The 22,242-nt window shown below is 46.2% G+C and carries 23 protein-coding genes and 1 riboswitch; of the genes, 14 read left to right on the top strand and 9 right to left on the bottom strand.

Translation table 11 applies throughout. The features are described 5' to 3' along the window. Positions 1–419 precede the first annotated feature (419 nt). Both CXF70_RS17000 and CXF70_RS16995 read left to right on the top strand, forming a co-directional pair. Positions 420–860 carry an acyl-CoA thioesterase gene (locus CXF70_RS17000; RefSeq protein WP_101803646.1) on the top strand — a complete coding sequence of 147 codons (441 nt, stop codon included), beginning with the start codon at positions 420–422 and terminating at the stop codon, positions 858–860. Then, a complete protein-coding gene (locus CXF70_RS16995) occupies positions 844–1,146 on the top strand; it encodes a hypothetical protein (RefSeq protein ID WP_101803645.1) in 303 nt (100 codons plus the stop codon). The genes CXF70_RS17000 and CXF70_RS16995 overlap by 17 nt, the downstream gene beginning before the upstream one ends. Before the next feature lie 47 nt (positions 1,147–1,193). Here the strand turns inward: CXF70_RS16995 and CXF70_RS16990 are convergent, their stop codons facing one another. Both CXF70_RS16990 and plsY read right to left on the bottom strand, forming a co-directional pair. Further along, positions 1,194–1,478: a HesB/YadR/YfhF family protein gene (locus CXF70_RS16990; RefSeq protein ID WP_101803644.1), complete on the bottom strand. Its 285-nt coding sequence runs from the start codon at positions 1,476–1,478 to the stop codon at positions 1,194–1,196. A 27-nt stretch (positions 1,479–1,505) separates the two neighbouring features. Continuing rightward, positions 1,506–2,099 (bottom strand): glycerol-3-phosphate 1-O-acyltransferase PlsY, encoded by a 594-nt coding sequence (gene plsY / locus CXF70_RS16985; RefSeq protein WP_101803643.1) that lies wholly within the window; start codon positions 2,097–2,099, stop codon positions 1,506–1,508. Positions 2,100–2,234: 135 nt separating this feature from the next. On the opposite strand from plsY, the gene CXF70_RS16980 reads away from it, so the two are divergent. The 3 genes from CXF70_RS16980 (at position 2,235) to parC (ending at position 7,160) form a co-directional block, all read left to right on the top strand. Beyond that, entirely contained in the window at positions 2,235–2,642 is a 408-nt protein-coding gene (locus CXF70_RS16980) for a CoA-binding protein (RefSeq protein ID WP_101803642.1), read from the top strand. A 118-nt stretch (positions 2,643–2,760) separates the two neighbouring features. Next, positions 2,761–4,737 carry a DNA topoisomerase IV subunit B gene (parE, locus tag CXF70_RS16975; protein ID WP_101803641.1) on the top strand — a complete coding sequence of 659 codons (1,977 nt, stop codon included), beginning with the start codon at positions 2,761–2,763 and terminating at the stop codon, positions 4,735–4,737. Then, entirely contained in the window at positions 4,734–7,160 is a 2,427-nt protein-coding gene (parC, locus tag CXF70_RS16970) for a DNA topoisomerase IV subunit A (protein ID WP_101803640.1), read from the top strand. Before parE ends, parC begins: the two co-directional genes overlap by 4 nt. A 153-nt stretch (positions 7,161–7,313) precedes the next feature. Here parC and CXF70_RS16965 read toward each other — a convergent pair whose 3' ends face one another. From CXF70_RS16965 to CXF70_RS16945, 5 genes are all read right to left on the bottom strand, one after another. Then, entirely contained in the window at positions 7,314–8,600 is a 1,287-nt protein-coding gene (locus CXF70_RS16965; protein WP_101803639.1) for an NAD(P)-binding domain-containing protein, read from the bottom strand. A gap of 57 nt (positions 8,601–8,657) precedes the next feature. After that, complete coding sequence (locus tag CXF70_RS16960; RefSeq protein WP_101803638.1) at positions 8,658–8,978, bottom strand: ArsR/SmtB family transcription factor; 321 nt, start codon at positions 8,976–8,978, stop codon at positions 8,658–8,660. A 207-nt stretch (positions 8,979–9,185) separates the two neighbouring features. Beyond that, positions 9,186–9,662 carry a DUF948 domain-containing protein gene (locus CXF70_RS16955; RefSeq protein ID WP_084245932.1) on the bottom strand — a complete coding sequence of 159 codons (477 nt, stop codon included), beginning with the start codon at positions 9,660–9,662 and terminating at the stop codon, positions 9,186–9,188. Between the two features lie 92 nt (positions 9,663–9,754). Further along, on the bottom strand, positions 9,755–10,846 hold the full coding sequence (locus CXF70_RS16950) for an FAD-dependent oxidoreductase (RefSeq protein WP_101803637.1): 1,092 nt from the start codon (positions 10,844–10,846) through the stop codon (positions 9,755–9,757). Between the two features lie 15 nt (positions 10,847–10,861). Then, positions 10,862–11,443 (bottom strand): CDP-alcohol phosphatidyltransferase family protein, encoded by a 582-nt coding sequence (locus CXF70_RS16945; RefSeq protein ID WP_101803636.1) that lies wholly within the window; start codon positions 11,441–11,443, stop codon positions 10,862–10,864. A 146-nt stretch (positions 11,444–11,589) separates the two neighbouring features. On the opposite strand from CXF70_RS16945, the gene CXF70_RS16940 reads away from it, so the two are divergent. The 7 genes from CXF70_RS16940 (at position 11,590) to CXF70_RS16905 (ending at position 19,763) form a co-directional block, all read left to right on the top strand. Continuing rightward, positions 11,590–13,506, top strand: a complete 1,917-nt coding sequence (locus tag CXF70_RS16940; RefSeq protein ID WP_304528601.1) for an FAD-dependent oxidoreductase — start codon at positions 11,590–11,592, stop codon at positions 13,504–13,506. 14 nt (positions 13,507–13,520) lie between these two features. Further along, positions 13,521–14,165 (top strand): TVP38/TMEM64 family protein, encoded by a 645-nt coding sequence (locus tag CXF70_RS16935; protein ID WP_233208675.1) that lies wholly within the window; start codon positions 13,521–13,523, stop codon positions 14,163–14,165. Positions 14,166–14,197: 32 nt separating this feature from the next. Next, on the top strand, positions 14,198–15,445 hold the full coding sequence (locus tag CXF70_RS16930; RefSeq protein ID WP_233208674.1) for an ABC transporter substrate-binding protein: 1,248 nt from the start codon (positions 14,198–14,200) through the stop codon (positions 15,443–15,445). Then, positions 15,429–16,313, top strand: a complete 885-nt coding sequence (locus tag CXF70_RS16925; RefSeq protein WP_101803635.1) for an ABC transporter permease — start codon at positions 15,429–15,431, stop codon at positions 16,311–16,313. Before CXF70_RS16930 ends, CXF70_RS16925 begins: the two co-directional genes overlap by 17 nt. Beyond that, positions 16,313–17,092, top strand: a complete 780-nt coding sequence (locus tag CXF70_RS16920) for an ABC transporter permease (RefSeq protein ID WP_101803634.1) — start codon at positions 16,313–16,315, stop codon at positions 17,090–17,092. Before CXF70_RS16925 ends, CXF70_RS16920 begins: the two co-directional genes overlap by 1 nt. Before the next feature lie 45 nt (positions 17,093–17,137). Beyond that, positions 17,138–18,214: an ABC transporter ATP-binding protein gene (locus CXF70_RS16915; protein WP_101803633.1), complete on the top strand. Its 1,077-nt coding sequence runs from the start codon at positions 17,138–17,140 to the stop codon at positions 18,212–18,214. A 238-nt stretch (positions 18,215–18,452) separates the two neighbouring features. Next, a complete protein-coding gene (locus CXF70_RS16905) occupies positions 18,453–19,763 on the top strand; it encodes a M48 family metallopeptidase (RefSeq protein WP_101803631.1) in 1,311 nt (436 codons plus the stop codon). A gap of 63 nt (positions 19,764–19,826) precedes the next feature. On the opposite strand, the gene CXF70_RS16900 is transcribed toward CXF70_RS16905, so the two are convergent. Further along, positions 19,827–20,141: a DMT family transporter gene (locus tag CXF70_RS16900; RefSeq protein ID WP_101803630.1), complete on the bottom strand. Its 315-nt coding sequence runs from the start codon at positions 20,139–20,141 to the stop codon at positions 19,827–19,829. Continuing rightward, entirely contained in the window at positions 20,141–20,482 is a 342-nt protein-coding gene (locus tag CXF70_RS16895; protein ID WP_101803629.1) for a DMT family transporter, read from the bottom strand. Before CXF70_RS16895 ends, CXF70_RS16900 begins: the two co-directional genes overlap by 1 nt. Positions 20,483–20,535: 53 nt before the next feature. Further along, a riboswitch (guanidine-I (ykkC/yxkD leader) is annotated at positions 20,536–20,632 on the bottom strand. Between the two features lie 183 nt (positions 20,633–20,815). Between CXF70_RS16895 and CXF70_RS16890 the strand changes: the two genes are divergently transcribed. Beyond that, positions 20,816–21,250, top strand: coding sequence for a MarR family winged helix-turn-helix transcriptional regulator (locus CXF70_RS16890; RefSeq protein ID WP_101803628.1), 435 nt, complete (start codon positions 20,816–20,818; stop codon positions 21,248–21,250). Positions 21,251–21,297: 47 nt separating this feature from the next. Next, on the top strand, positions 21,298–22,242 hold a 945-nt coding region (locus CXF70_RS16885), incomplete at its 3' end, for a ring-cleaving dioxygenase (RefSeq protein WP_101803627.1).

Below are 22,242 nucleotides of genomic sequence, written 5' to 3'. Positions count from 1 at the left end.
GAGAAGAACACTCGTCTTATTGCTCCACCCAGTCCTGAGCCGCGCCTTTGCTTAGGTCCGCTTTTAGAGTTGAAGTGAAGCAGCAAAGAATCCCTACAGTCTCAGCATAGTGTTGAGCACCCACTCGGACGAAGGTCCGAGTTAGCATATGGAAACGAAACAACTTCAGTACGAGAAGGGTTTCTAAGATATGGAGCAAAGCAGCGAAGACTCCCAGGGGATTAGAAACAGAGTTGGGTATCCAACTCTGTTTCGAGCGAAGTGCTGAGATCCACTCGGACGAAGGGAACCGAGTCCGAGTTAGCTCAGCGCAAGCCCCCAGGAAAGCGAAGCTGTTTTGCAGAATATCGTTTTACAAATCTCTTTCTCTTAGAATTTCAATAACAATTTCTGTATACTGACATAGAGGTGAAACTGGAATGCATATCAGTGAAAAAGAAATAGAAATCCGCTATGCGGAAACAGACCAGATGGGTGTCGTTTATCATGCGAACTATATCATCTGGCTCGAGATTGGCCGCACAAAGCTGATTGAAGATGTAGGTTTTACATACGCGGAAATGGAAAAACAGGGTTATCTGTCACCTGTGACTGACATTTCGATTCAGTATAAAGCAGCGATGCGCTATGGCCAGAAAGCGACCGTCCGTACATGGGTTGAAGAACACGGCCGCCTGCGAACCACATATGGCTACGAAATCCTGCACGAAGACGGCACACTGGCAGCAAAAGCCACATCTGAACATGTAGTGGTAAAGAAAGATAGTTTCCGTCCCGTTTCTTTGCAGAAAATCTATCCTGAATGGCATGAAAAATATGAAGAAATAAAAAAGAGGGAAGAGCATGGCGTTCGGAATTAAAAGGGCGGAGCTAGACCATTGGAAGCAGGAAGTTGATGCAGGGAACATCGCGTTTTTGACTCATTATTGGGTAGATGATCGATTTCCGGGGTGCAGCACGGTTACGAAAGTGGGCTGCAGCGACCTTGAGAAGTTGAAAAAATGGGGCAAACAATATGGGCTGCGGCCTGAATGGCTTGATTTGCGCGGCAATTACCCGCATTTTGATTTGTTTGGCGACCGCCAAAAGGCAATTCTTGAAGCAGAAGACAGGTTGGAACAACTGATTAAGTTGGAGAAAAAGTAGAAGAGCCGGAATGGAAGAATTATTCTTCCGTTCCGGCTTTTTAATCTTTATTCGTATGAGTAATCCAATTCCTGAAGATCGTCATTTACGCTTACAGTCAAATCGTGTCCGTCGAAATACCAGAGATCATTCTGTTCAATGAAATAAAGTACGTCGTCATTTTCAACTTCAACGGCTGCCTCATTTGGCTGATCTTTCGTGACACCAAGCGAAAAGCCTGGCTGGAGTCCGGAGCCGCCATATCGTACAAAAAATCGAACGGTCTCTCCGGATGAGACTTCCATTTCATCATGGAACCATTTGAAAGCATCATCACTGATTTTAATGTCCATCAAGCACACGTCCTTTCGGCTTTAGGGTCACATAAACTTGATTTTTGGCTCTGTGCCTGCCCGGATACGAGCGATATTGGCCCGGTGGCGATAGAAGATGAATGCCGCCAAAACCAAAATCACGGCGAGGAAAGGATAATCTCCTGTATTAACAGCATAAATGATGGCGTAAATTACAGCAACTACAGCGAGTATCATGGAAGACAATGAAACCATTTTCGTAATTTTCAGCGCGAGCAGCAGCACAGCAACAGCTACAATGAACAATGGCCATTGATAGCCGAGCAGAATGCCCCCGGAAGTCGCCACGGCTTTCCCGCCTTTAAATTTGGCGAATACCGGATACATATGTCCCACAACCGCAATCAGTCCGAATACAAGTGGATGGATGTTCGTATCGATATACAGGGGTATAAGCGTAGCGGCAGTCCCTTTTAAAATATCAAGTACAGTGACGATCAGGCCGGCAGTTGAACCCAGGACCCGGAATGTATTGGTTGCGCCAAGGTTGCCGCTGCCTTTGGTACGGACATCGGTATTGTAGAAAATTTTGCCGATCCATAATGCGGAAGGGATCGAACCAAGTAAATAAGCCAATAAAACGGGTAGCAATATTTCCATTGTAGACTCCTTTTAATCTCTCTATTTGGTATTCTAAGTTTAACACGCGAAAAGATCTTAAAACAATCCTTGCAGGATTTTTATGAAACAGCGAGAATATCATGTATGATAGAATAAAAAGGACAGGTGATTCTCTTGAATAATCCAAGCAGAGAAGAAATCAAAGAAGTTTTGGATAGTGCCAAAACCATCGCTGTCGTCGGTCTCAGTCCGAATCCGAACAGAACATCCTATATGGTTTCTGAGGCGATGCAAAAAGCGGGCTATCGGATCATCCCGGTCAACCCGGTTGCCGATGAAGTGTTGGGTGAGAAAAGTTATGCGTCCCTGAAGGACGTCCCTGAGCCAGTGGACATCGTCAATGTTTTCAGACGCAGTGAGTTTTTAGAAGAGCTGGCTGAAGAATTTACCGAAATCGATTGCCCTGTTTTTTGGACGCAATTAAATGTAGTGGATGACAAAGTATTTAAACGGTTACAAGAAGAAGGCTATACGGTCATTATGGACCGCTGCATCAAAGTCGAACACGCCATCCTTAAATAAGCGGTTAAAGGAAAAGGGCGCCTGGCGCTCTTTTTCTATGGTTATTGACAGATGCCCGACTTATCGATACGATTAAAAGATAGAGATATGCGAACAGATGTTTGTTGGAGGGAATTAGATGGCTAAAACGAAGAATACGGCATATAACGAAGAAGCGATCCAGGTACTCGAAGGCTTGGATGCCGTCAGAAAACGGCCTGGTATGTATATCGGTTCGACGGATACACGGGGCCTTCACCATTTGGTCTATGAAATCGTCGATAACTCGGTAGATGAAGCTTTAGCTGGTTTTGGCGACAAAATCAGCGTTACCATACACGAAGATAACAGCATCAGCGTACGGGATTATGGGCGTGGCATGCCGACTGGCATGCACCGCAGCGGGAAACCGACGCCTGAAGTCATCTTGACTGTCCTTCATGCTGGCGGGAAATTCGGACAGGGCGGCTATAAAACAAGCGGCGGCCTGCACGGCGTAGGTGCTTCGGTTGTAAACGCATTATCCGAGTACCTGGAAGTAACGATTCACAGGGACGGCAAGAAATACCGCCAGCGATTCGAAAATGGCGGAAAGCCAGCAACGACGCTTGAAGAGATCGGCTCCACAAAGGAAAGCGGAACGAATATCCATTTCCGTCCGGATCCTTCAATTTTTTCAGCCACTAAATATAATTATGAAACCTTGAGCGAACGCCTGCGTGAGTCTGCATTTTTATTAAAAGGCCTGAAAATCGAATTGACTGATAAACGAAGTGAAGAGGAACAGTACGAAGAGTTTTTCTTTGAAACGGGCATCGAAGCATTTGTTGAATATTTGAACGAAGAAAAAGATACTTTGCACAAGGTCGCCTATATCGAAGGCAAGCAGGAGGAACTGGAAGTCGAGTTTTCATTCCAGTTCAACGATGGCTATTCTGAAACGATCCTGTCGTTCGTCAATAACGTCCGCACACGTGACGGCGGTACACATGAAACCGGCGCTAAAGCGGCGATGACACGCGTATTCAATGATTACGCACGCAAAATCAACCTCTTGAAAGATAAAGATAAAAATCTGGAAGGTTCCGATATCCGGGAAGGGATAGCGGCGATTGTTTCTGTCCGGATTCCGGAAGGGCTTTTGCAATTTGAAGGGCAGACAAAGAGTAAACTTGGTACAAGCGAAGCACGCAGTATCGTTGATGCTGTCGTGTCACAGAAGTTGATGTATTTCCTGGAGGAGAATGCTGACCTCAGTGCATCTCTGGTGCGCAAAGCGATCCGTGCGTCACAGGCAAGATTAGCTGCCCGTAAAGCGCGTGAAGATGCGCGGAACGGCAAAAAACGCAAGAAGTCCGATATGTTATTATCCGGCAAACTGACACCCGCGCAATCGCGGAACGCCGCTAAAAACGAATTGTATCTGGTGGAAGGTGACTCTGCCGGAGGATCCGCCAAACAAGGGCGTGACCGCACATTCCAGGCCATTTTGCCTCTTCGGGGTAAAGTCGTCAACACGGAAAAAGCGAAGCTTGAGGAAATTATGAAAAACGAAGAAATCTCGACGATCATCCACGCAATCGGCGGAGGGGTGTCATCGGATTTCTCGATAGATGACATCGCCTACAATAAAGTCATCATCATGACGGATGCCGATACGGACGGAGCGCATATCCAGGTATTGCTTTTGACGTTCTTCTACCGGTATATGAAGCCGCTGATTGAAGCGGGCAAAGTGTTTATCGCGCTGCCACCGCTTTACAAGGTTTCCAAAGGGATCGGCAAAAAAGAAGTCGTCGATTATGCCTGGACCGAAGCGGACCTTGAGGCGTCCACGAAAAAAGTCGGCAAAGGCTATATGCTCCAGCGTTATAAAGGTCTCGGCGAGATGAATGCCGACCAATTGTGGGAAACGACGATGAATCCGGATACCCGCACATTGATCCGGGTGACGATTGAAGACGGAGCCCGAGCAGAACGCCGCATTACGACGTTGATGGGCGATAAAGTTGAACCAAGAAGAAAGTGGATAGAGAATAACGTCGACTTTGGAATGGAAGAAGACAGCAATATTCTGGAGAACGACCTGATCCACGCTGAGGAGGAACTCGTATGACGCAAATCGAACGTTATCAGGATCTGCCATTAGAAGAAGTCATCGGCGATCGGTTTGGGCGTTACAGTAAATACATTATCCAGGACCGCGCATTGCCGGATGCCCGTGACGGGCTGAAACCCGTTCAGCGCCGGATTCTTTACGCCATGTACCACGAAGGCAACACCAATGAGAAAGCATTCCGTAAATCCGCGAAAACGGTCGGTAACGTAATCGGGAATTATCACCCTCACGGTGACAGTTCAGTCTACGAAGCCATGGTCCGTTTAAGCCAGGACTGGAAAATTCGTCATATGCTTGTGGAAATGCACGGTAATAATGGTTCCATGGACGGCGATTCACCAGCTGCCATGCGTTATACAGAAGCGCGCCTCTCTGCGATTTCAGGTGAATTGCTTCGCGATATCGACAAACGGACTGTTGAATTCATTCCGAACTTTGATGATTCCGATATGGAACCGACTGTATTGCCAGCCCGTTTCCCCAATTTACTGGTGAACGGTTCGACCGGTATCTCTGCCGGTTACGCAACCGATATACCGCCACATGCCTTGCACGAAGTGCTGGATGCTGTTCTCATGCGGATGGATAATCCGGAGGCAACTGTTGATGAATTGATGAAAGTCATCAAAGGGCCGGATTTCCCGACAGGCGGAATCATCCAGGGCGTCGATGGAATCAAAAAAGCATATGAAACCGGCAAAGGAAAAATCATCGTCCGTTCCAAAGCGGCTATTGAACCATTGAAGGGTGGCAAGGAACAGATCGTCATCACTGAAATTCCATTCGAAGTCAATAAAGCGACCATGATCAAAAAAATTGATGACCAGCGCTTTGACCGCAAACTCGACGGGATTTCAGAAGTGCGTGATGAATCCGACAGAAGCGGCCTGCGCATCGTCATCGAATTGAAGAAAGACGTCCAGGCTGCAGGAATCCTTAATTATCTCTATAAGAATACGGATCTGCAGGTGAGCTATAACTTCAATATGGTCGCCATCTACAAACGGCGCCCGACGATGATGACTTTGCAGACTCTGCTTGATGCCTATATTGCGCACCAAAAAGAGATTGTCACAAAACGCTCAGAGTTCGATCTGCATAAGGCAAAAGACCGCATGCATATTGTCGAAGGTCTGATGAAAGCTTTGTCCATTCTGGATAAAGTCATTAAAACCATCCGCGCATCCAAAGACAAACGGGATGCAAAGAACAATTTGATCGAGTCATTTTCATTTTCCGAAGCGCAAGCTGAAGCCATTGTATCTTTGCAGCTTTACAGACTGACCAATACGGATATTACGGAGCTGCAGAAAGAGGAAGCATCGCTTAAGAAATTGATCGAAGAATTGACGGGCATTTTGACAAGCGCCACCAAATTGAAAAATGTCATCAAAAAAGAACTTGCCGGTGTGCGCAAACAATTCGCAGAACCGCGCCGCTCAGTTATCGAAGATAAGATCGAGGAAATTACAATCACCCGTGAAGTCATGATTCCAAGTGAAGAAGTGGTAGTTACTGTGACGAAAGAGGGCTATGTGAAACGGACGAGCACCAGATCACACGCCGCTTCCAATGGACGTGATTTCGCTATGAAGGAATCCGATCATCTGCTGTTTGAAGGAAACCTGAATACCCAGCACACCATCCTGATCTTTACGACAAAAGGGAATTTCGTCTACCAGCCAATCAATGAATTGCCTGATATCAAATGGAAAGATCTTGGTCAGCATTTATCCAGTATTGTCCAATTGGAATCCGATGAATCAGTACTTGCGGTATATCCGTTTGAGAACTTTGACGCGGATGCAAGCATACTTACAGTATCGAAACTTGGCCAAGTAAAACGGTCAGCATTGAAGGACTATCAGGTCCAGCGTTATTCACGGGCAATCAAAACGATGAATCTGAAAAAAGATGATTCAATGATCTACGCAGCTTTGGTTACGAAAGAAACCGAACTGTTCATAGGCACAAACCATGCTTATGGCGTTCGTTTCCCTCTGGATGAAGTTCCATTGACTGGACTCCGTACAGGCGGGGTGAAAGGGGTAAACCTTAAAGACAAAGACTTTGCCGTGTCTGCGGTTCTTCTGAATCCAGATGTCAGACAGGATCTTGTTGTTGTAACGCAGCGGGGAGCAGCCAAAAAGATGCGCAGCACAGAATTCGAAACAGGCAGCCGAGCAAAACGCGGAGTCGTCATGCTGCGTGAATTGAAATCTAATCCGCATCGTGTCATTGCAGTACATGGTGTGACAGGCAATGAAGAAATTATTTTGGAAACAACAAAAAATATTCGACTGACATTACCAGCGACGAACCTCAAACCGGTAGACCGTTATTCCAACGGTTCATTTGTCCTGGACGAGTCTTCTGACGGAAAAGTGCAGGATGTTTATCTGGTACCTAATAAAGAATAAGAAAATGCGGAAGCGTCTCCCTTTAAGGGAGGCGTTTTTTATGAGTTCTGCTGAAATATATTATATAAGTAAATACTAATGTTATAATATTTTTATTATGTAAACTTATAAAAGGAGAAAAAGACTCCTTTTCAGGAGCCTTCTTCATGTAATTCAGCAGCACACTGAATCGGCATTATTAAGAATATTAAATGCTGAAAGGCGGGAACTGCAGACGCCAGTTTCCGGCAATGACAGCTCTACTCTTTCCGAAGCTTCTATATCTCCAGTAAGGTAGGCGATAATAGACCTCACTTGTTCGTAGCCAGTAGCCAACAGGAAAGTGGGAGCCCGGCCATAGCTTTTCGCCCCGACAATATAAAAATCCTTTTCTGGCTGCCGCAATTCTTTTTCACCATGTGGTCTGACAGTACCGCAGCTATGGATATTCGGATTGATAAGCGGCGCGATGGCCGAGACACTTTCAAGAGAAGCGTCGGATTGATACCGAATTTCGCGCAAAAAAGAGAAATCTGGCCGGGACCCTGTATTGGCAATGATTTCATCGAATGGTCCAAGGATTCTTTGATTTTCTTCCTGAATAATTGTCAGCTGCAATTGATTGAACGCATTTGGGGAGATTTGACTGATAAAACTTTCTTCTTCAATGTTAAGCAGTCCAGCTGTCACACTCTGTTTCATTTTACTGCCAAGTTCCCCTCTGGCTGCAAGTTGATCTGTATCGCCTCCGCCAAACAATGAGTTTTTGATTTTTCTGCGCAATAGCCAGGTAATCTGAGTGCCGGGATATTCTTTTTTCAATTCAAGCAAATCGAGTACCGAGTTAAATGCCGAATGTCCGCTCCCGACGACTGCCACATTCTTTCCGGCAAAAACGGGCCGGTCATTATCCAAAATGTCCGGCAGGCGGGTATGGATGGAATCGTCAGTCGATGAAAATCCACCGGAGATCAACGGATTCGGCTGCTGCCAGGTTCCTGTCGCGTCGATGACTGCTTTAGCTTCAAAGTGCAAATATTGTCCTGAATTCTCCACGGTAACCTGAAACGGCATAGCTTCGCGGCCTTGATCACGCATTTTATCCAAGCCGCGCTTCTGGATATGGTGTACACGGCTGTTCAGATGTATAAAAGGTGCGAGTTCCGGCAACTGTCCCAATGGCTGCAGATAGTTCTCTGCAATTTCCGAAGCAAAAGGCAGCGTGTCTGCATCCGGCAGGGCAAAGCCATTCTTCAATAGCAGTTCCTTGGCAGCAGCATCCATGTTATAGCGCCATGCAGAGAACAGTTTCACATGGCCATAATCGAGAAAATTCGTACCTAAACTTGAACCGGATTCAAAAAGGACGAAATTTTCTCCTCTGACCACCAGCTGGGCGGCGGCTGCTAAACCGACCGGTCCGCCGCCAATGATCGCTACCGGTAAATCGCTCTTTTTCATTTTCAACACTCCTTAATCAATTTATTTTGATTTATTAAGTAAAATAGTATCCATCCTTTAACAGGATGGAGTGATGACGTTGCAAATCTGATTTGAAATCAAGCGGTTCATCTCTTTCTGATTGATCGAATAGAAGCTCCAGGTGCCTTTGGTTTCTTTATTCAGTAAGCGCGCGTTCAATAAAATCTTCAGATGATAAGACAGTTTCGACTGCGGAAGATCCAATACTTCTGTCAGATCGCAGACACAAGCGGAATTCTTCCGGCATATTGTATTCAGGATTTCAAGGCGTTTTGGATCAGCCAACGCCTTATATTGGAGAGCGAGGTTTTCAAAAGCGTCTTTTTCAGTTTCAGCTGAAACAGATCTGACATTCATAATGCGATCATCCTTCCGATTGGATCAAAATTATTTGATGAATTGATTATATATCTATTCAGTTTGCAGCGCAACGAATAAATCAAAAATATTTGATTTATTTATTGTAAGCTCACGGATCCAGAAGGGGGAGAGTCGGCTTTAAATACATGTTCAGCTTTTGACATGAAAAAAAGCAACCTTATAAGGGTTGCTTTTATAAAGAGGTCAGCGTACTTTCCCGAAATATAATGTATCGTAATTTTCATGTTCAGCATCCGGATTGATTGTCTGCAGATCCTGAGGCAGATGGATGATGCTGTCTGCAGTGTTCGTCAAACGTTTCACCTGGCGCTTGTTCTGCGGATCATGTTCAGAGCGTGTTACGATTCTGTCCGTTATGGCTCGCACAGCCGCGTTCATATCAACCACAGAATTAACGGTACCTTTCGCAGCATCGACAAGGACGCTGACTTTTTCTGATTTCACGGCAATTTCCTCTTTCAGTTCGGTTGTTGTGTGGGTAAGGTTGGAGACCTCCAAATTCAGACCGTCGACGCGTTCTTTCAGATTATCTGTTGAACCTTTTATCTTTTTCATTGGTTCCTTCATGCCTTTGATGAACAATACTACTCCGATGATTGCAATAATCAGTCCCACCACGAGAATTCCGAGCGCAATCCACCACCAAATTGTTGAGTCCATTAAGATTCCTCCTCTAATATGTTCGTGTATTGTTCATTCTATACCCCTAATTCCCGCCGAATTAACATAAATGACCTTTTCGATTTGCCGGTTTATTCATAAAGCTTTTTGTACTGCTCCATAAAAATTCGGTCAATCCGCTTTTTCAGCAGCCAGGGGACTTTTCCATGGGCAGAAAAATCTCCATAAGTCAGAAAAGCTTCTCCGCCTCCTGTCGACAGAATGGAGACATAACGTTCCTGGGGAATGAATGGCTCCAGTCCAACAGAAGCGATTTGGCTTTTCAGATTACGCCAGAGGATGGGTCCTTGTCTTACCGCGTAAACGCCATTTTTCGGCAAGTTCGGATAGCGTTGGATCGTTATGCAGTCGCCTGCACCGAAAATCTCAGGATAGCTGACATTCTGCAAACATTCGTTTACTAGAAGAAATCCTGCGTGATCTGTGTCCAGTCCTGAATCCCGGAAGACCGGGAAACTTTTAGGCCCTGTTAGCCATAGGATTTCGGTTTGGGGAAAAAGCTGTCCGGAACTCGTGATAATTTCTTCAGGAGTAATTGTCTCCACAGATTCATTTGTGAAAAAAGACAAATCTTTCTGTCCGGCAATGGATTCAATTTTTTTGGAAATCCGTTTATGTAATCCTGCAAGGAGTGGTGTTGCACTGAATAATAGTGTGTTGGCCGGCAACTGCTGCTGCTTTCTCCAGGCATTGATGGAAAAAGCCAATTCAACCCCAGATGCACCGCCGCCCACTATTGCCGGAGTTTCAGTTTCACGTATGCGTCGCAATTGATCAGGAAACAGGAAATTCGGTTTTATGGCTGTTATATACGGTTTCATATCTGACGGCGCTGCCGAAGTGGAACCGACATCGAACGACACCAGATCATAGTCATAAACCGCTCCGTTGGCACCGGTAAGCTGTTTGGCAATTGCATTCACGGCAACTACCTGATCAGTTACAAATTCTGCTCCGACTTTTTCACAGAGCCGTTTCAAATCGATGCGGATTTCTTCCTCGCTGTAGACGTCTTCAGTGAATCCGGAAAACATGCCTGAGTAGTATTGATGCTTTGATGGGGAAATTAAAAGGACGCGGCAGTTTGAAGGGAAGTCAGTTGCCAGCTGCTGAAGACAATGCAGATGGGCATGTCCGCCGCCAGCCAAAACCAGGGTTTTCATCTTATCGCCTCCATTCTATTTCAATATTTTGCGGGCTTCGGCCATCCGCTGAAAGATTGTAATGATTTGCATCGCCAAAAATATCATAGTAATAACAGTTAAATATGTTGAAAAGGCAATCATTAGGGTAAACAGAATAAAACCTTCTGTTCTTTCAGCTAACCCCGCCTGATAATAGAAGGATTTCATGCCCTGCTTATCCGATAAGGCACCCACTGTAAGAAAAACAGTCATCGCGATTATGATGGACACACTCAACAGCAGCAATGCCCACATCGATTCGGGAAACCGGAATGCCAATCCAAGGATCACGCTGATTTCCACCATCCGGTCAAAACTGATGTCAAGCAGGGTCCCCCAGGCGGAGGGCTTCGTTTTTCGGGCCATCGTTCCGTCTACGACATCGAGATAGCCGGACAGCCATAGGGCGGCTATTGCTATCAATGGCTGGTCCAGGTAGATGAAAATACCCGTGGACAATCCGATGATAAAAGCGATTTTGGTAACAGAATCGGCAGTCAAGCCGCGTTTCAGTAAATAATCAGCCGTTTTTTCAACCATAGGCTGAACATGTTTTCGCGCATGTGTATCAAGCATAGAATCACCTTTTCATTGTCGGGTTGATTTCAGTATAGTATATCTCCTGACTTCAAACCCGCAATTTCACTTTTGAAGCCGGAGCCGCTAGAAAAAGTGGCCAAGGGTAAATAAGAGCAAAAGTTCAGCCTTTATTGCTAAACTGAATTTATTCCAGGAAAAGAAAGGAAATGGTTGAGATGGCAAAAATGTACGATATTGCAATAATCGGAGCAGGTGCAGCTGGACTGACTGCAGCATTTACAGCAGCTGGATTTTCGAAAAAAGTTGTATTGATCGATAAAAATCTGCCGGGCGGAGAATGCACATGGTCCGGCTGCATACCAAGCAAATCGCTGATCAACATTGCCGAAGAAGTTCACCATGCGAAAAAATACACCCCGGACCTGCAAGTGGACACGTCAGCCGTTCTGAAAGATATCCAGGATGTCATCCAAAAAGTCTATGCAGGTGAATCCCCCGAAGTGCTGAAAAAATCCGGCATCGATTTCGTCAACGGCTATGCCAAATTCGTCGGGCCACATGCAGTGGAAGTGGAAGGTGAACGGATCGAAGCCCAAAAAATCATTCTTTCCACCGGCTCATCACCGATGGTTCCGCCGATTGAAGGGCTGGATCAAGTTTCTTATTTGACGAATGAAACCATTTTCAACTTGGATTCTTTCCCTGAAACGATGACCATTCTTGGCGGAGGTGCCATAGGGGTCGAATTGAGCCAAGCCTTGAACCGCCTCGGGGTCAAAGTGACGCTTGTGGAAAAATTCGAACGGATATTGCCGAAAGATGAAAAGGATCAAGTCCTCATGATCCAACAGCGCCTCATTGACGAAGGGGTGATCATCCATACATCAGCAACTGCAGTCAAAGCGTCGCAGCAAGACGGCGGGATTGATTTGGCCATCGAAAAAGAAGGCCGGGAAACAACAATCACCAGCGAAGGGCTGTTAGTGGCACTTGGACGTAAAGCGAATGTAGAAGGCTATGACCTTGAAAAAGCTGGTGTGAAGTATGATTCGAAAAGTATCCATGTAGATGAACATATGGAAACTGCCGCTAAAGGAATCTATGCCATCGGAGATGTTACAGGACCTTATCAGCTGTCCCACATGGCAAATTACCAGGGCATAACTGCGACGCAGAACGCCATTTTGCCGATCAATAAAAAAATCGATTACGAAAATCTCACTTGGTGCACGTATACGGATCCCGAACTTGGCCGATCCGGTTTATCGGAAGAAGAAGCACGTGAAAAATACGGAAACGATATTCGTGTCTATGAACACGACTACGCTGAAATCGACCGCGCCAACACGAAAAAAGGCAGCATCGGCAGCGTGAAAATCATATTGGACAAAAAAGGCTATATTTTGGGCGCCAGCATACTGGGGGACCGTGCCGGAGAAATCATCAGCCAGATTCAAACCATCAAAGCCCTTCATATCAACATGGGGAAACTGTCTGGTGTCATTCACCCATATCCGACTTACAGTGAGGTTCTTGTGAAGATCGGCAAGAAAGTATATGTCGATAATCTTTTGAATCAACCCGTGGTCAAAACGTTCAATAAAGCAAGAGCCGGTGAATTGCCGGCGGAAAAAATCGGTATATATGGAGCCGCTGCGGCCGCAGGGATCGGAATTGCCAATATGGCCATCAAAAACAATGTGAAGCCGAAACTTGGAGTGAAGAATGGACGTCTGAAAGAAATGCCCATAACTCCGAATGCAGTGTCCTCCCAGACCAAATCAAAAGGTAAATACGTCCAGGCATTCCCGTATATCGACAGCAGACAGCAAGCAAAAAAATGCCTGATCGGTATGCTCAAAGGTTACCAGGGCGTCAAAATAATGCAAAACGAGGATAATTATATACACGCAGTCGCCAAATCAAAAGTGTTCAAATTCAAAGATGATCTGGAATTCTACTTCAACGATGTCGCCCAGCAAATTGAGTTCCGTTCGGCTTCCAGAGTGGGTACTTCGGACGCTGGCGTGAACCGGAAACGGTATGAAGAGATGAGAAGAAGATATTTAAGCATCGCGTCACATAATAACCGCCGGTGAGCAGAAAAACGGTATTGCCTTTCCTGAAATGGCTGCTGTTGCTTAGCGGTATTATTGTCGCTGTCTGGCTGGGCCGTTCGGTATTTGATATGGATGCGGATCAATTGCGGATGTGGATTGAATCTTTCGGCATTTGGGCGCCAGTGATCTATATCATCGCTTATACCGTCAGGCCTTTGATCTTTTTCCCCGCATCGCTGCTGTCGCTTGCCGGCGGACTGGTTTTCGGTGTATGGCTGGGTACTTTGTACACAATCATCGGAGCGGTCAGTGGAGCAATGCTATCATACGCGGTTGCCAAAGGGCTCGGCAAGAAAATCATCCAGAAGGAGTGGGATGGCAAAGCCGCGAAAATCCAATTGCAGATGGAACAGAACGGTTTCCTGTATGTATTGATCTTCCGGCTGATTCCAGTCATCAATTTTGATCTGATCAGTTACCTCGCAGCTTTTGCTAAAGTACGCTTCGTTTCATTCGCATCTGCGACATTGATCGGCATCATCCCCGGAACATTCGCCTATAATTTTCTGGGCAGCAGCGCAGGCAGCGGAAGCCCGCGAATGATTCTGCTGGCGGCCAGTGTTTTTATTCTGCTGACGATCATCCCTGTATACATCCGGAAGCGCTGGATCGATAAACGGCAAGATGAACTCGAGTAAACATTCACTAAACGGTTTAGGAAGTGACAGCTATGATGATAAGAAAAGTGACAGCGCCTGTACTGCTGGGATTAACGCTGGCGGCATGCTCGGCGCAGTCCAGTGAGGAAGCGGAGCGGGAGGGGGAAAATCTCCTCTCCGCCGACTGGCAAGAAATTACAGATAAAGCCGAAGGGCAGGAAGTGAATATGTATATGTGGGGCGGAAATGACAATATCAATCGGTATTTGGACGATTGGGTGGCTCCACGGCTGAAAGAAATGCATGATATAGAACTTTCACGGGTTCCGGTGAGCGACGCTCAGGATTTCATCAATCAATTGCTCGATGAAAAAACAGCCGGCAAGACTGCCGGCAGCATGGATATCATTTGGATCAACGGTGAAAATTTCAAAGCCGCTAAAGACAATGAACTCCTGTTTGGCGATTTTTCAGGACAATTGCCTAATTTCAATTCGTACATAAATCCAGAGGCACCTGAGATTTCCCACGATTTCGGGGAGCCGGTTGATGGCCTTGAGGCGCCATGGGGGAAAGCCCAATTCGTTTTCGTACATGACGAACAAAAAGTCGGGACTCCGCCGAAATCAATGGAAGAACTGGCGGAATGGGTTGAAGAGAATCGGGGACAGTTCACCTACCCGGCGCTACCTGACTTTACCGGCAGTGCTTTTATCCGCCATGTGCTGTATGAAACAACCGGCGGACACGAACAATACGAACGGCCGGCAGCCCAAATCGAAGACCTGGAATCGCGATTGGAGCCGATGTGGGATTATTTGAATGATATTGAACCTTATTTATGGCGCAATGGGGAGACCTACCCGGAGAGCTTGTCAAAACTGGACCAGCTTTATGCGAGCGGGGAAGTGGCCATGACGATGAGTTACGATCCCGCCCTTGCCGCCAGCGAAGTGCTCAAAGGGCGTTTCCCGGAGTCTACCCGTACTTTCCTGTTGGATGCGGGCACACTGTCCAACACCCATTTTCTATCCATTCCATTCAACTCGTCCGATAAAGCGGGGGCGATGGTGGCCATCAATGAAATGATGTCGCCGGAAGCGCAGACCGCTAAATTATCGCCTGAAAACTGGGGCGATCTATCAGCGCTGGATCTGGAGAAATTATCGCCTGAACAGCAAGAGGCGATGAATAATGTGGAGCTCGGAGAAGCGACGCTTCCGTTGGAAGAACTGGAAAACAACCGGCTGCCTGAACTTTCTGCGGATTATATAGAAATATTGGAAAAAGGGTGGATGGAAAATGTGGCGAAAGAGTAAACCATACCTTTTGCTGCTTCCAGCCACCGGCGCGATTGTCCTCCTTTTTTTTGGAGGGCTTTTTGACGGTCTGCTGAAAAGTCTTGGGTATTTTCCAGCGATAGGTGAGCGCCAGTTGAACTTGGATGCTTATACGAATCTTTTGGCTTCAGACAGCTTTTGGGATTCCCTGGAATTGACTGTACGGGTGGCGGCGATTTCTTCATTATTAACAGGACTGCTTGGCGGTCTATTGGCAATTGCGCTTTTCCTGCTGAACCAGTATTCGGAAGCTGGAAATTCCAGGTTGTGGCACCGCCTGTTTCAGCTGCCTTTGACTATCCCACATCTGGTTGCTGGTTATGTCATTGTCTTGTTATTCACGCAGAGCGGTGTCATTTCCAAGTTGCTGGCGTCTGTCGGAATGATCGATGAAATGACGGACTTTCCCGTACTGGTCAACGATCCGTTCGGCTGGGGGATCATACTTGCCTATACATGGAAAGAAGTCCCTTTCGTCTTGCTGATGGTGTACCCTGTGCTGGCTAGAATCCAAAAATCGTGGCGTGAGGTATCCCGCGTCTACGGGGCAGGAAACTGGAATTTTATCCGGGAAATTGCCTTGCCTATCATGATGCCATCCTGGATCATTGCGGTATTCATCGTCTTCGTTTTTACATTTTCCGCTTTTGAAATCCCTTTTTTACTGGGGGTCACTTATCCGGGTATGCTGCCGGTCTATTCGTTCCAGCTTTATACAGATGGCTCATTGTCAGACCGTCCTGAAGCTTTGGCTGTGAATATTATTCTGGCATTGATGACTATTTGCCTCGGATTGGCCACCTATTATTTCAACAAGCGCTGGAATGTCATGAAGGGGTGGGAATAATGAATACCACAATCTCCCCTTTAAAAATAATTTTATTTCTTTTGGGATTTGTAATCATCGGGTTGCCGTTTATCGCGTTATTGCTCTCAAGCCTGGCAGCAGGTTGGCGATGGCCGGATTTGTTTCCAGCGTCTTTCAGTTTTCGCGCATGGGATTATATCCTTTTCGGCAGTGCCGGAACGTGGCAGTCCATCGGAACCAGTTTATTGATTGCATTGATTGTGACGATAGTGAATGTGGTCCTTGCGGTACCGGCCGCCAATGCATTGGTCCGCTTTCAATTCAGAGGGAAATGGCTGGCGGAGGCTATTCTATTCGCGCCTATTATCATCCCGCCGTTTGTAGCAGTCATGGGTATACATCTGACTTTCCTGCGGTTCGGCCTGACTGAAACCATCCTGGGTGTAGTGCTGGCGCATTTATCACCCACACTTCCTTATATGGTCCGAGCGGTGGTGATCAGTTACAGCACCTTATCAACGGAGAGGGAAAATCAGGCGCGAATGCTGGGAGCAGGACCTTTGCTCCGCTTCTACTATATCGTTTTGCCCCATTTGCTGCCTGGCATCGCAGCGGGAGCAAGCTTGAGCATTCTGATTTCCTTAAGCCAATACCTCATCACTTTCATCATCGGTTCAGGACAGGTTGTAACGCTGCCGATTCTGTTGTTTCCATTCATCAGCGGCGGGGATCCGGCTATTGGTTCGGCTTATTCATTGATGTTTGCAGGAATGGCCATTTTGGCTTTATTGTCATTGGACGTGGCATTGAAGAATTAATATAAGAAAAAAAGCGTCAGATTGAACGGGGAAGGAGGCGAATAAATGGCAAGTCTACATATCAATCAGATTGAGAAAAAGTTTGCACCGTCCAAAACCGGTCAGCAAGCGCCTTTCGCTCTTGGACCAATCGACCTCACTATTCGTGAAGGGGAGTTCTTCTCATTATTGGGCCCTTCAGGCTGCGGTAAAACGACGCTGCTCAAGCTCGTTGCAGGCTTAACTGAAGCGGATGCCGGAAACATCCTGTTCGGTGACAACGATCTTACAAAAGTGGCACCTGAAGCCAGAAGGTTCTCCATGATTTTTCAGCAGCCATTATTGTTTCCGCATATGACGATTGAAGAAAATGCGGCTTTTGGTTTGAAAATGCAGAAAATCGACAAAAAAGAACGTCTTCTTGAAGCAAGGCGCATGCTGGCGATGACAGGGCTCAGCGGATTTGAACACCGATACCCCGATGAACTGAGCGGCGGACAACAGCAGCGGGTAGCATTGGCCAGGGCATTGGTTGCCAAGCCCCGCTTGCTGCTGATGGATGAACCGTTCAGTGCGCTTGATCCCGGCCTCCGCGAAGAGATGAGGGAACTGCTGGGCACGATTCAGCATGAACTCGGTGTCACGGTGCTTTTTGTCACTCATGACCGCCAGGAAGCTTTTGAATTATCCGACCGCATCGGCATCATGAGCGGGGGACAACTCCTCCAAGTCGGAACACCTGTGGATTTATATAAACGGCCAGAAAGTACAACGGTCGCTTCTTTTCTGGGCCTGAAAAATATTGTTGAAGGGACGGTCCATTCCCGTAACTTTGAATCACATGACGGGCATATTAGCATCAATACCGGCCAAGAACTTGCCGATGGCAGGTATTGCCTGATTTTTCGGCCTGAAACATTGATGCCGGCGACTTTCGGCAATCAAGCAACTGGACCGTCCATTCAATTCACTGGAAAAGTGAGTAAACTGAAATTCAATCAAGGGACTTATCAGGCATTGGTGCAAGCTGGAGACGAAATGCTGGAATGCATGGTAACCCGTGACCAAGCTGAGAATATGGAAGTGGGACAATTGATCAAAATCTTTGTTAAGCAGAGTGATTTACAGTTTGTTGAATATTGATCCTGCTATCCGTCGATGAAATAAAGACAAAACAGAAAAACAATTATATACAGAGAGTCGAAAAGCAATATCCTTCCAAAAAATCGGAAGGATATTGCTTTTTCCATATTGATAAGACGCTGTTGCCAATGATGCGCGGCCCTATTTATACTAAAATCATTTCATCAAACTTTTAGTTTCTTTTTAGGCATATTGTGCTATTATATGTAAGATATTTCATGTTGAAGGGGAGAAAGAGATGAATCATTCAGCTATTCAGTCAAACAGAGAGACAGCTTATTTCATCATTAGTTTAGTATTCAGCATTCTTGTCTACGTTCTGGTTCTCATATCAGTGATCGGAATTGCCATTGCATTGGGCATTTTTGCTTTTCTTTTATTTGCGAATGCACTTATGCTCGGGTCTATCCGAGGCAATGGCATCCGCGTACACGAACGGCAATTTCCGGATGTCTACGAAAGCGTACAGTCACTTTCCAAACAAATCGGATTGAAAACTGTGCCGGACGTTTTTGTCATTCAATCAGAAGGGGCATTGAATGCTTTTGCGACACGCTTTTTCGGAAGAAATATGGTGGTGTTGTATTCGGAAGTTTTTGAATTGGCAAGAGAACAAGGGAAAGAGGAATTGGATTTTATCATTGCCCATGAATTGGCGCACATTAAACGCCGCCATGTCTGGAAAAATATCCTTCTTATGCCAGCCGGCTTTATTCCGTTTCTGAGTCAGGCTTACAGCCGTTCATGTGAATACACATGCGACCGCCATGCAGCATATCTTATACAAAATGCACCGGCAGCCAAACGTGCATTGACACTTCTTGGCATCGGTAAAAAAATGTATGTGGAAGTGAACGACGATGCTTACCGTGAACAGATCCACACAGAATCAAATGGTTTTGTTTGGCTGAGCGAAGTGCTTTCTTCTCATCCACGGCTGCCAAAGCGTATTCAAGCGATTCAACAGTTTGAAGGCAGTGGTGAACGCCTCTATACACCAGACCACGGGAAAATCATCTTTGGCATGATGCTGATCGGAGGAGCGGGGCTGGCTGTTTACTTTATCAGTATCCTGTTGCTGGCTGGGGGCACGCTTGTATTTTCTCAATTTGCCAATGAATTCCCAGAACCGAGTTTCATGGACGAACCTTATTATGATGAGGATTATGCATTAGAAGGGCAGACGGATTTGATGTCAGCTGCTTCAGCGGGAGATCTTGCAGGCATCGACAATGCCCTGGATGCTGGAGACGACATCCTGGCTCGTGATTCTGAAGGATCTGACGCACTGATGTACGCGGTGTATTCAAGCCAACCTGATACCGTGGCCTATCTGCTGGAGGCTGGAGCAAATGCCAATACCGCTGATGACTACGCCACCGCATTGACCAATGCGATTATGTATGAGGACACTCAGACAGCGATGATCCTGATGGAATATGGCGCTGATCCATATCTTACAGGTCCTGACGGTATGAATGCTTTGGATTATGTGGGAGCATCGACGCCTGATGAGCTGTATGCAACGTTGCAATCCGGTGGATTTTAAAAGAAATAAAAAAAGGAAGGCGCCCGAAGAGATGGCGACCTTCCTTTTCTGATCCTTTGGAATTTATGATACAAGTTTTAAACCGACGGCTGATCCAAGGACCATTGAAATAAAGAGTATCCGTTTCCAGTCTTTCGCTTCATTATAAAAAAGCATACCGAGAATCGCGCCACCCGATGCGCCAATCCCGGTCCATACAGCATAGGCTGTACTCATCGGCAGCGTCTCCATGGCAAATGATAAAAAGGCAAAGCTTAGCCCGAAACCGGACAGCAGCAATAAAAAGCTTTGCCATTGCCGGTCATTATGCCATTTGTTAATCATTGCGACACCTGCCATTTCGAATAAACCGGCGGCGAGCAGTGAAAGCCAGGCCATTATGATTCAACTCCTTTTTCAGAATGGTCATCAGTGATCAGCTTCAAACCGATGACTCCAGCCAGCAAAACAGCTATCAACAGGATTTTGGGCAATTGGAGCGGTTCTCCAAAAAGAATGATATCCGCGAGCACTGTACCTGCGGTGCCCATTCCGACAAATACAGCGTAAACCGATCCTACTGGAAGTTTTCTGCCGGCCATGATCATGAGATAGAAGCTGATGACGATGGCAATAACTGTTCCTGTCCATGGCCAAAAACTTTCCGCGTGCTTCAATCCGATCACCCAAAAAACTTCAAAAAAAGCGGCAATATAAACTTTGATCCATTCAACATTCAATTTAACGACCTCCATTTCCAATTAAAAAAGCCTGGGAGCAACTGATAAACAGTTTCTCCCAGGCTTTTGTCCTTCCGTGTCACAGCAAGCTGTGCGTTTTCTCTCGGACCAGACCAAGCGGATACTTGCGGAACCCTAGAAAACTTTGTTTTCTATATGATTATTTAAAAGTATACACAGAATCGGCTTGAAGTGAAAGTGAAGCTGCTTTGTATATTTTTAGGATAAAAACGAACATTGCGAGCAAGCGATGTAGTTGACGTCGGTAAAACCACATGGTATGATTATCTCGAATTAAAGATATATGAATTACATTTAAAAGAGGTGAAAAACGTGGAAGTCACCAATCGCAATCTTAAGGCGGTTACCGTCATCATTCGCGCGGCAGATGCCATAAAAGAAGTCATTAAAAGCGATGCTGCCGATAACGGCATGAACCCGACTGAGTTCTCTGTTCTTGAATTGCTGTACCATCAGGGCAGACAGCCGATTCAATCAATCGGCAAAAAAGTGTTGATCGCCAGCAGCAGCATCACTTATGTTATAGATAAATTGGAAGTGAAGAAATATGTGCGTCGTTCCGAGTGCTCTGAAGACCGGCGCGTCACTTACGCTGAATTGACCCAAGAAGGAATGGCATTGATGGAACGGATCTGGCCAGAGCACGAAACAAAAGTAAATGGCTTGTTTGAAGAATTGGATACGGATGAAACTGAAGCGATCATAAACGACTTGAAAAAAGTAGGCTACCAGGCGTTAAGAAGCTAACTTTATTATCTGCAGTCCGGTATAAAAATATGAGGAGAGATAAATCTATGAATGAATTAAAAGGAATCCACCATGTAACAGCTATCACAAGCAGTGCTGAAAAAAATTATGAGTTTTTCACTTACGTATTGGGCATGCGACTGGTGAAGAAAACTGTCAATCAGGATGACATCCAGACTTATCACCTATTCTTTGCCGACGATAAAGGTTCTGCAGGAACCGACATGACGTTTTTCGATTTCCCGGGCATTCCTAAAGGAACTCACGGAACGAATGAAATCTATAAGACCTCTTTCCGCGTGCCTACTGATGACGCTTTGGATTATTGGGTAAAACGTTTTGATAAATATGAAGTGAAACACACAGGCATCAAGGGGTTGTTCGGCAAGAAAACTTTATCCTTTTCCGATTTTGACGACCAGCAATATATGCTGGTATCAGATGAACTGAACGAAGGAGTGGAGTCGGGTACGCCGTGGCAGAATGGTCCTGTGCCACTGGAATTCGCCATCACTGGCTTGGGACCGATCCATATCCGGATTGCCCAATTTGATTATTTGAAAGAAGTGCTGGAAAAAGTGATGATGATGCGCGAAACCGCCATAGAAGGTCCACTGCATTTGTTCGAAATGGGACAGGGCGGAAACGGAGCACAGGTCATCGTCGAGTACAATGCCATTCTGCCAGCCGGACAGCAAGGGTTCGGCACGGTGCACCATACAGCGTTCCGCGTCCATGATACCGCAGTACTGAATGAATGGATCGATCATATGCAGTCTGCTGGCTTCGGCACTTCCGGCTATGTCGACCGCTTCTTCTTCGAATCTCTGTACGCAAGAGTAGCACCAGGAATCCTCTTTGAATGGGCGACAGACGGTCCTGGCTTTCTGGGAGATGAACCTTACGAAACTTTAGGGGAAAAACTGAGCTTGCCGCCGTTCCTCGAAGCACAGCGTGAGCGGATTGAAAAAATGGTGCGGCCAATAGACACC

Origin of the sequence: Planomicrobium sp. MB-3u-38, assembly GCF_002836425.1 — a bacterium.
Taxonomy (GTDB): domain Bacteria; phylum Bacillota; class Bacilli; order Bacillales_A; family Planococcaceae; genus Planococcus; species Planococcus okeanokoites.
This window is presented reverse-complemented; position numbering and strand designations above follow the sequence as displayed.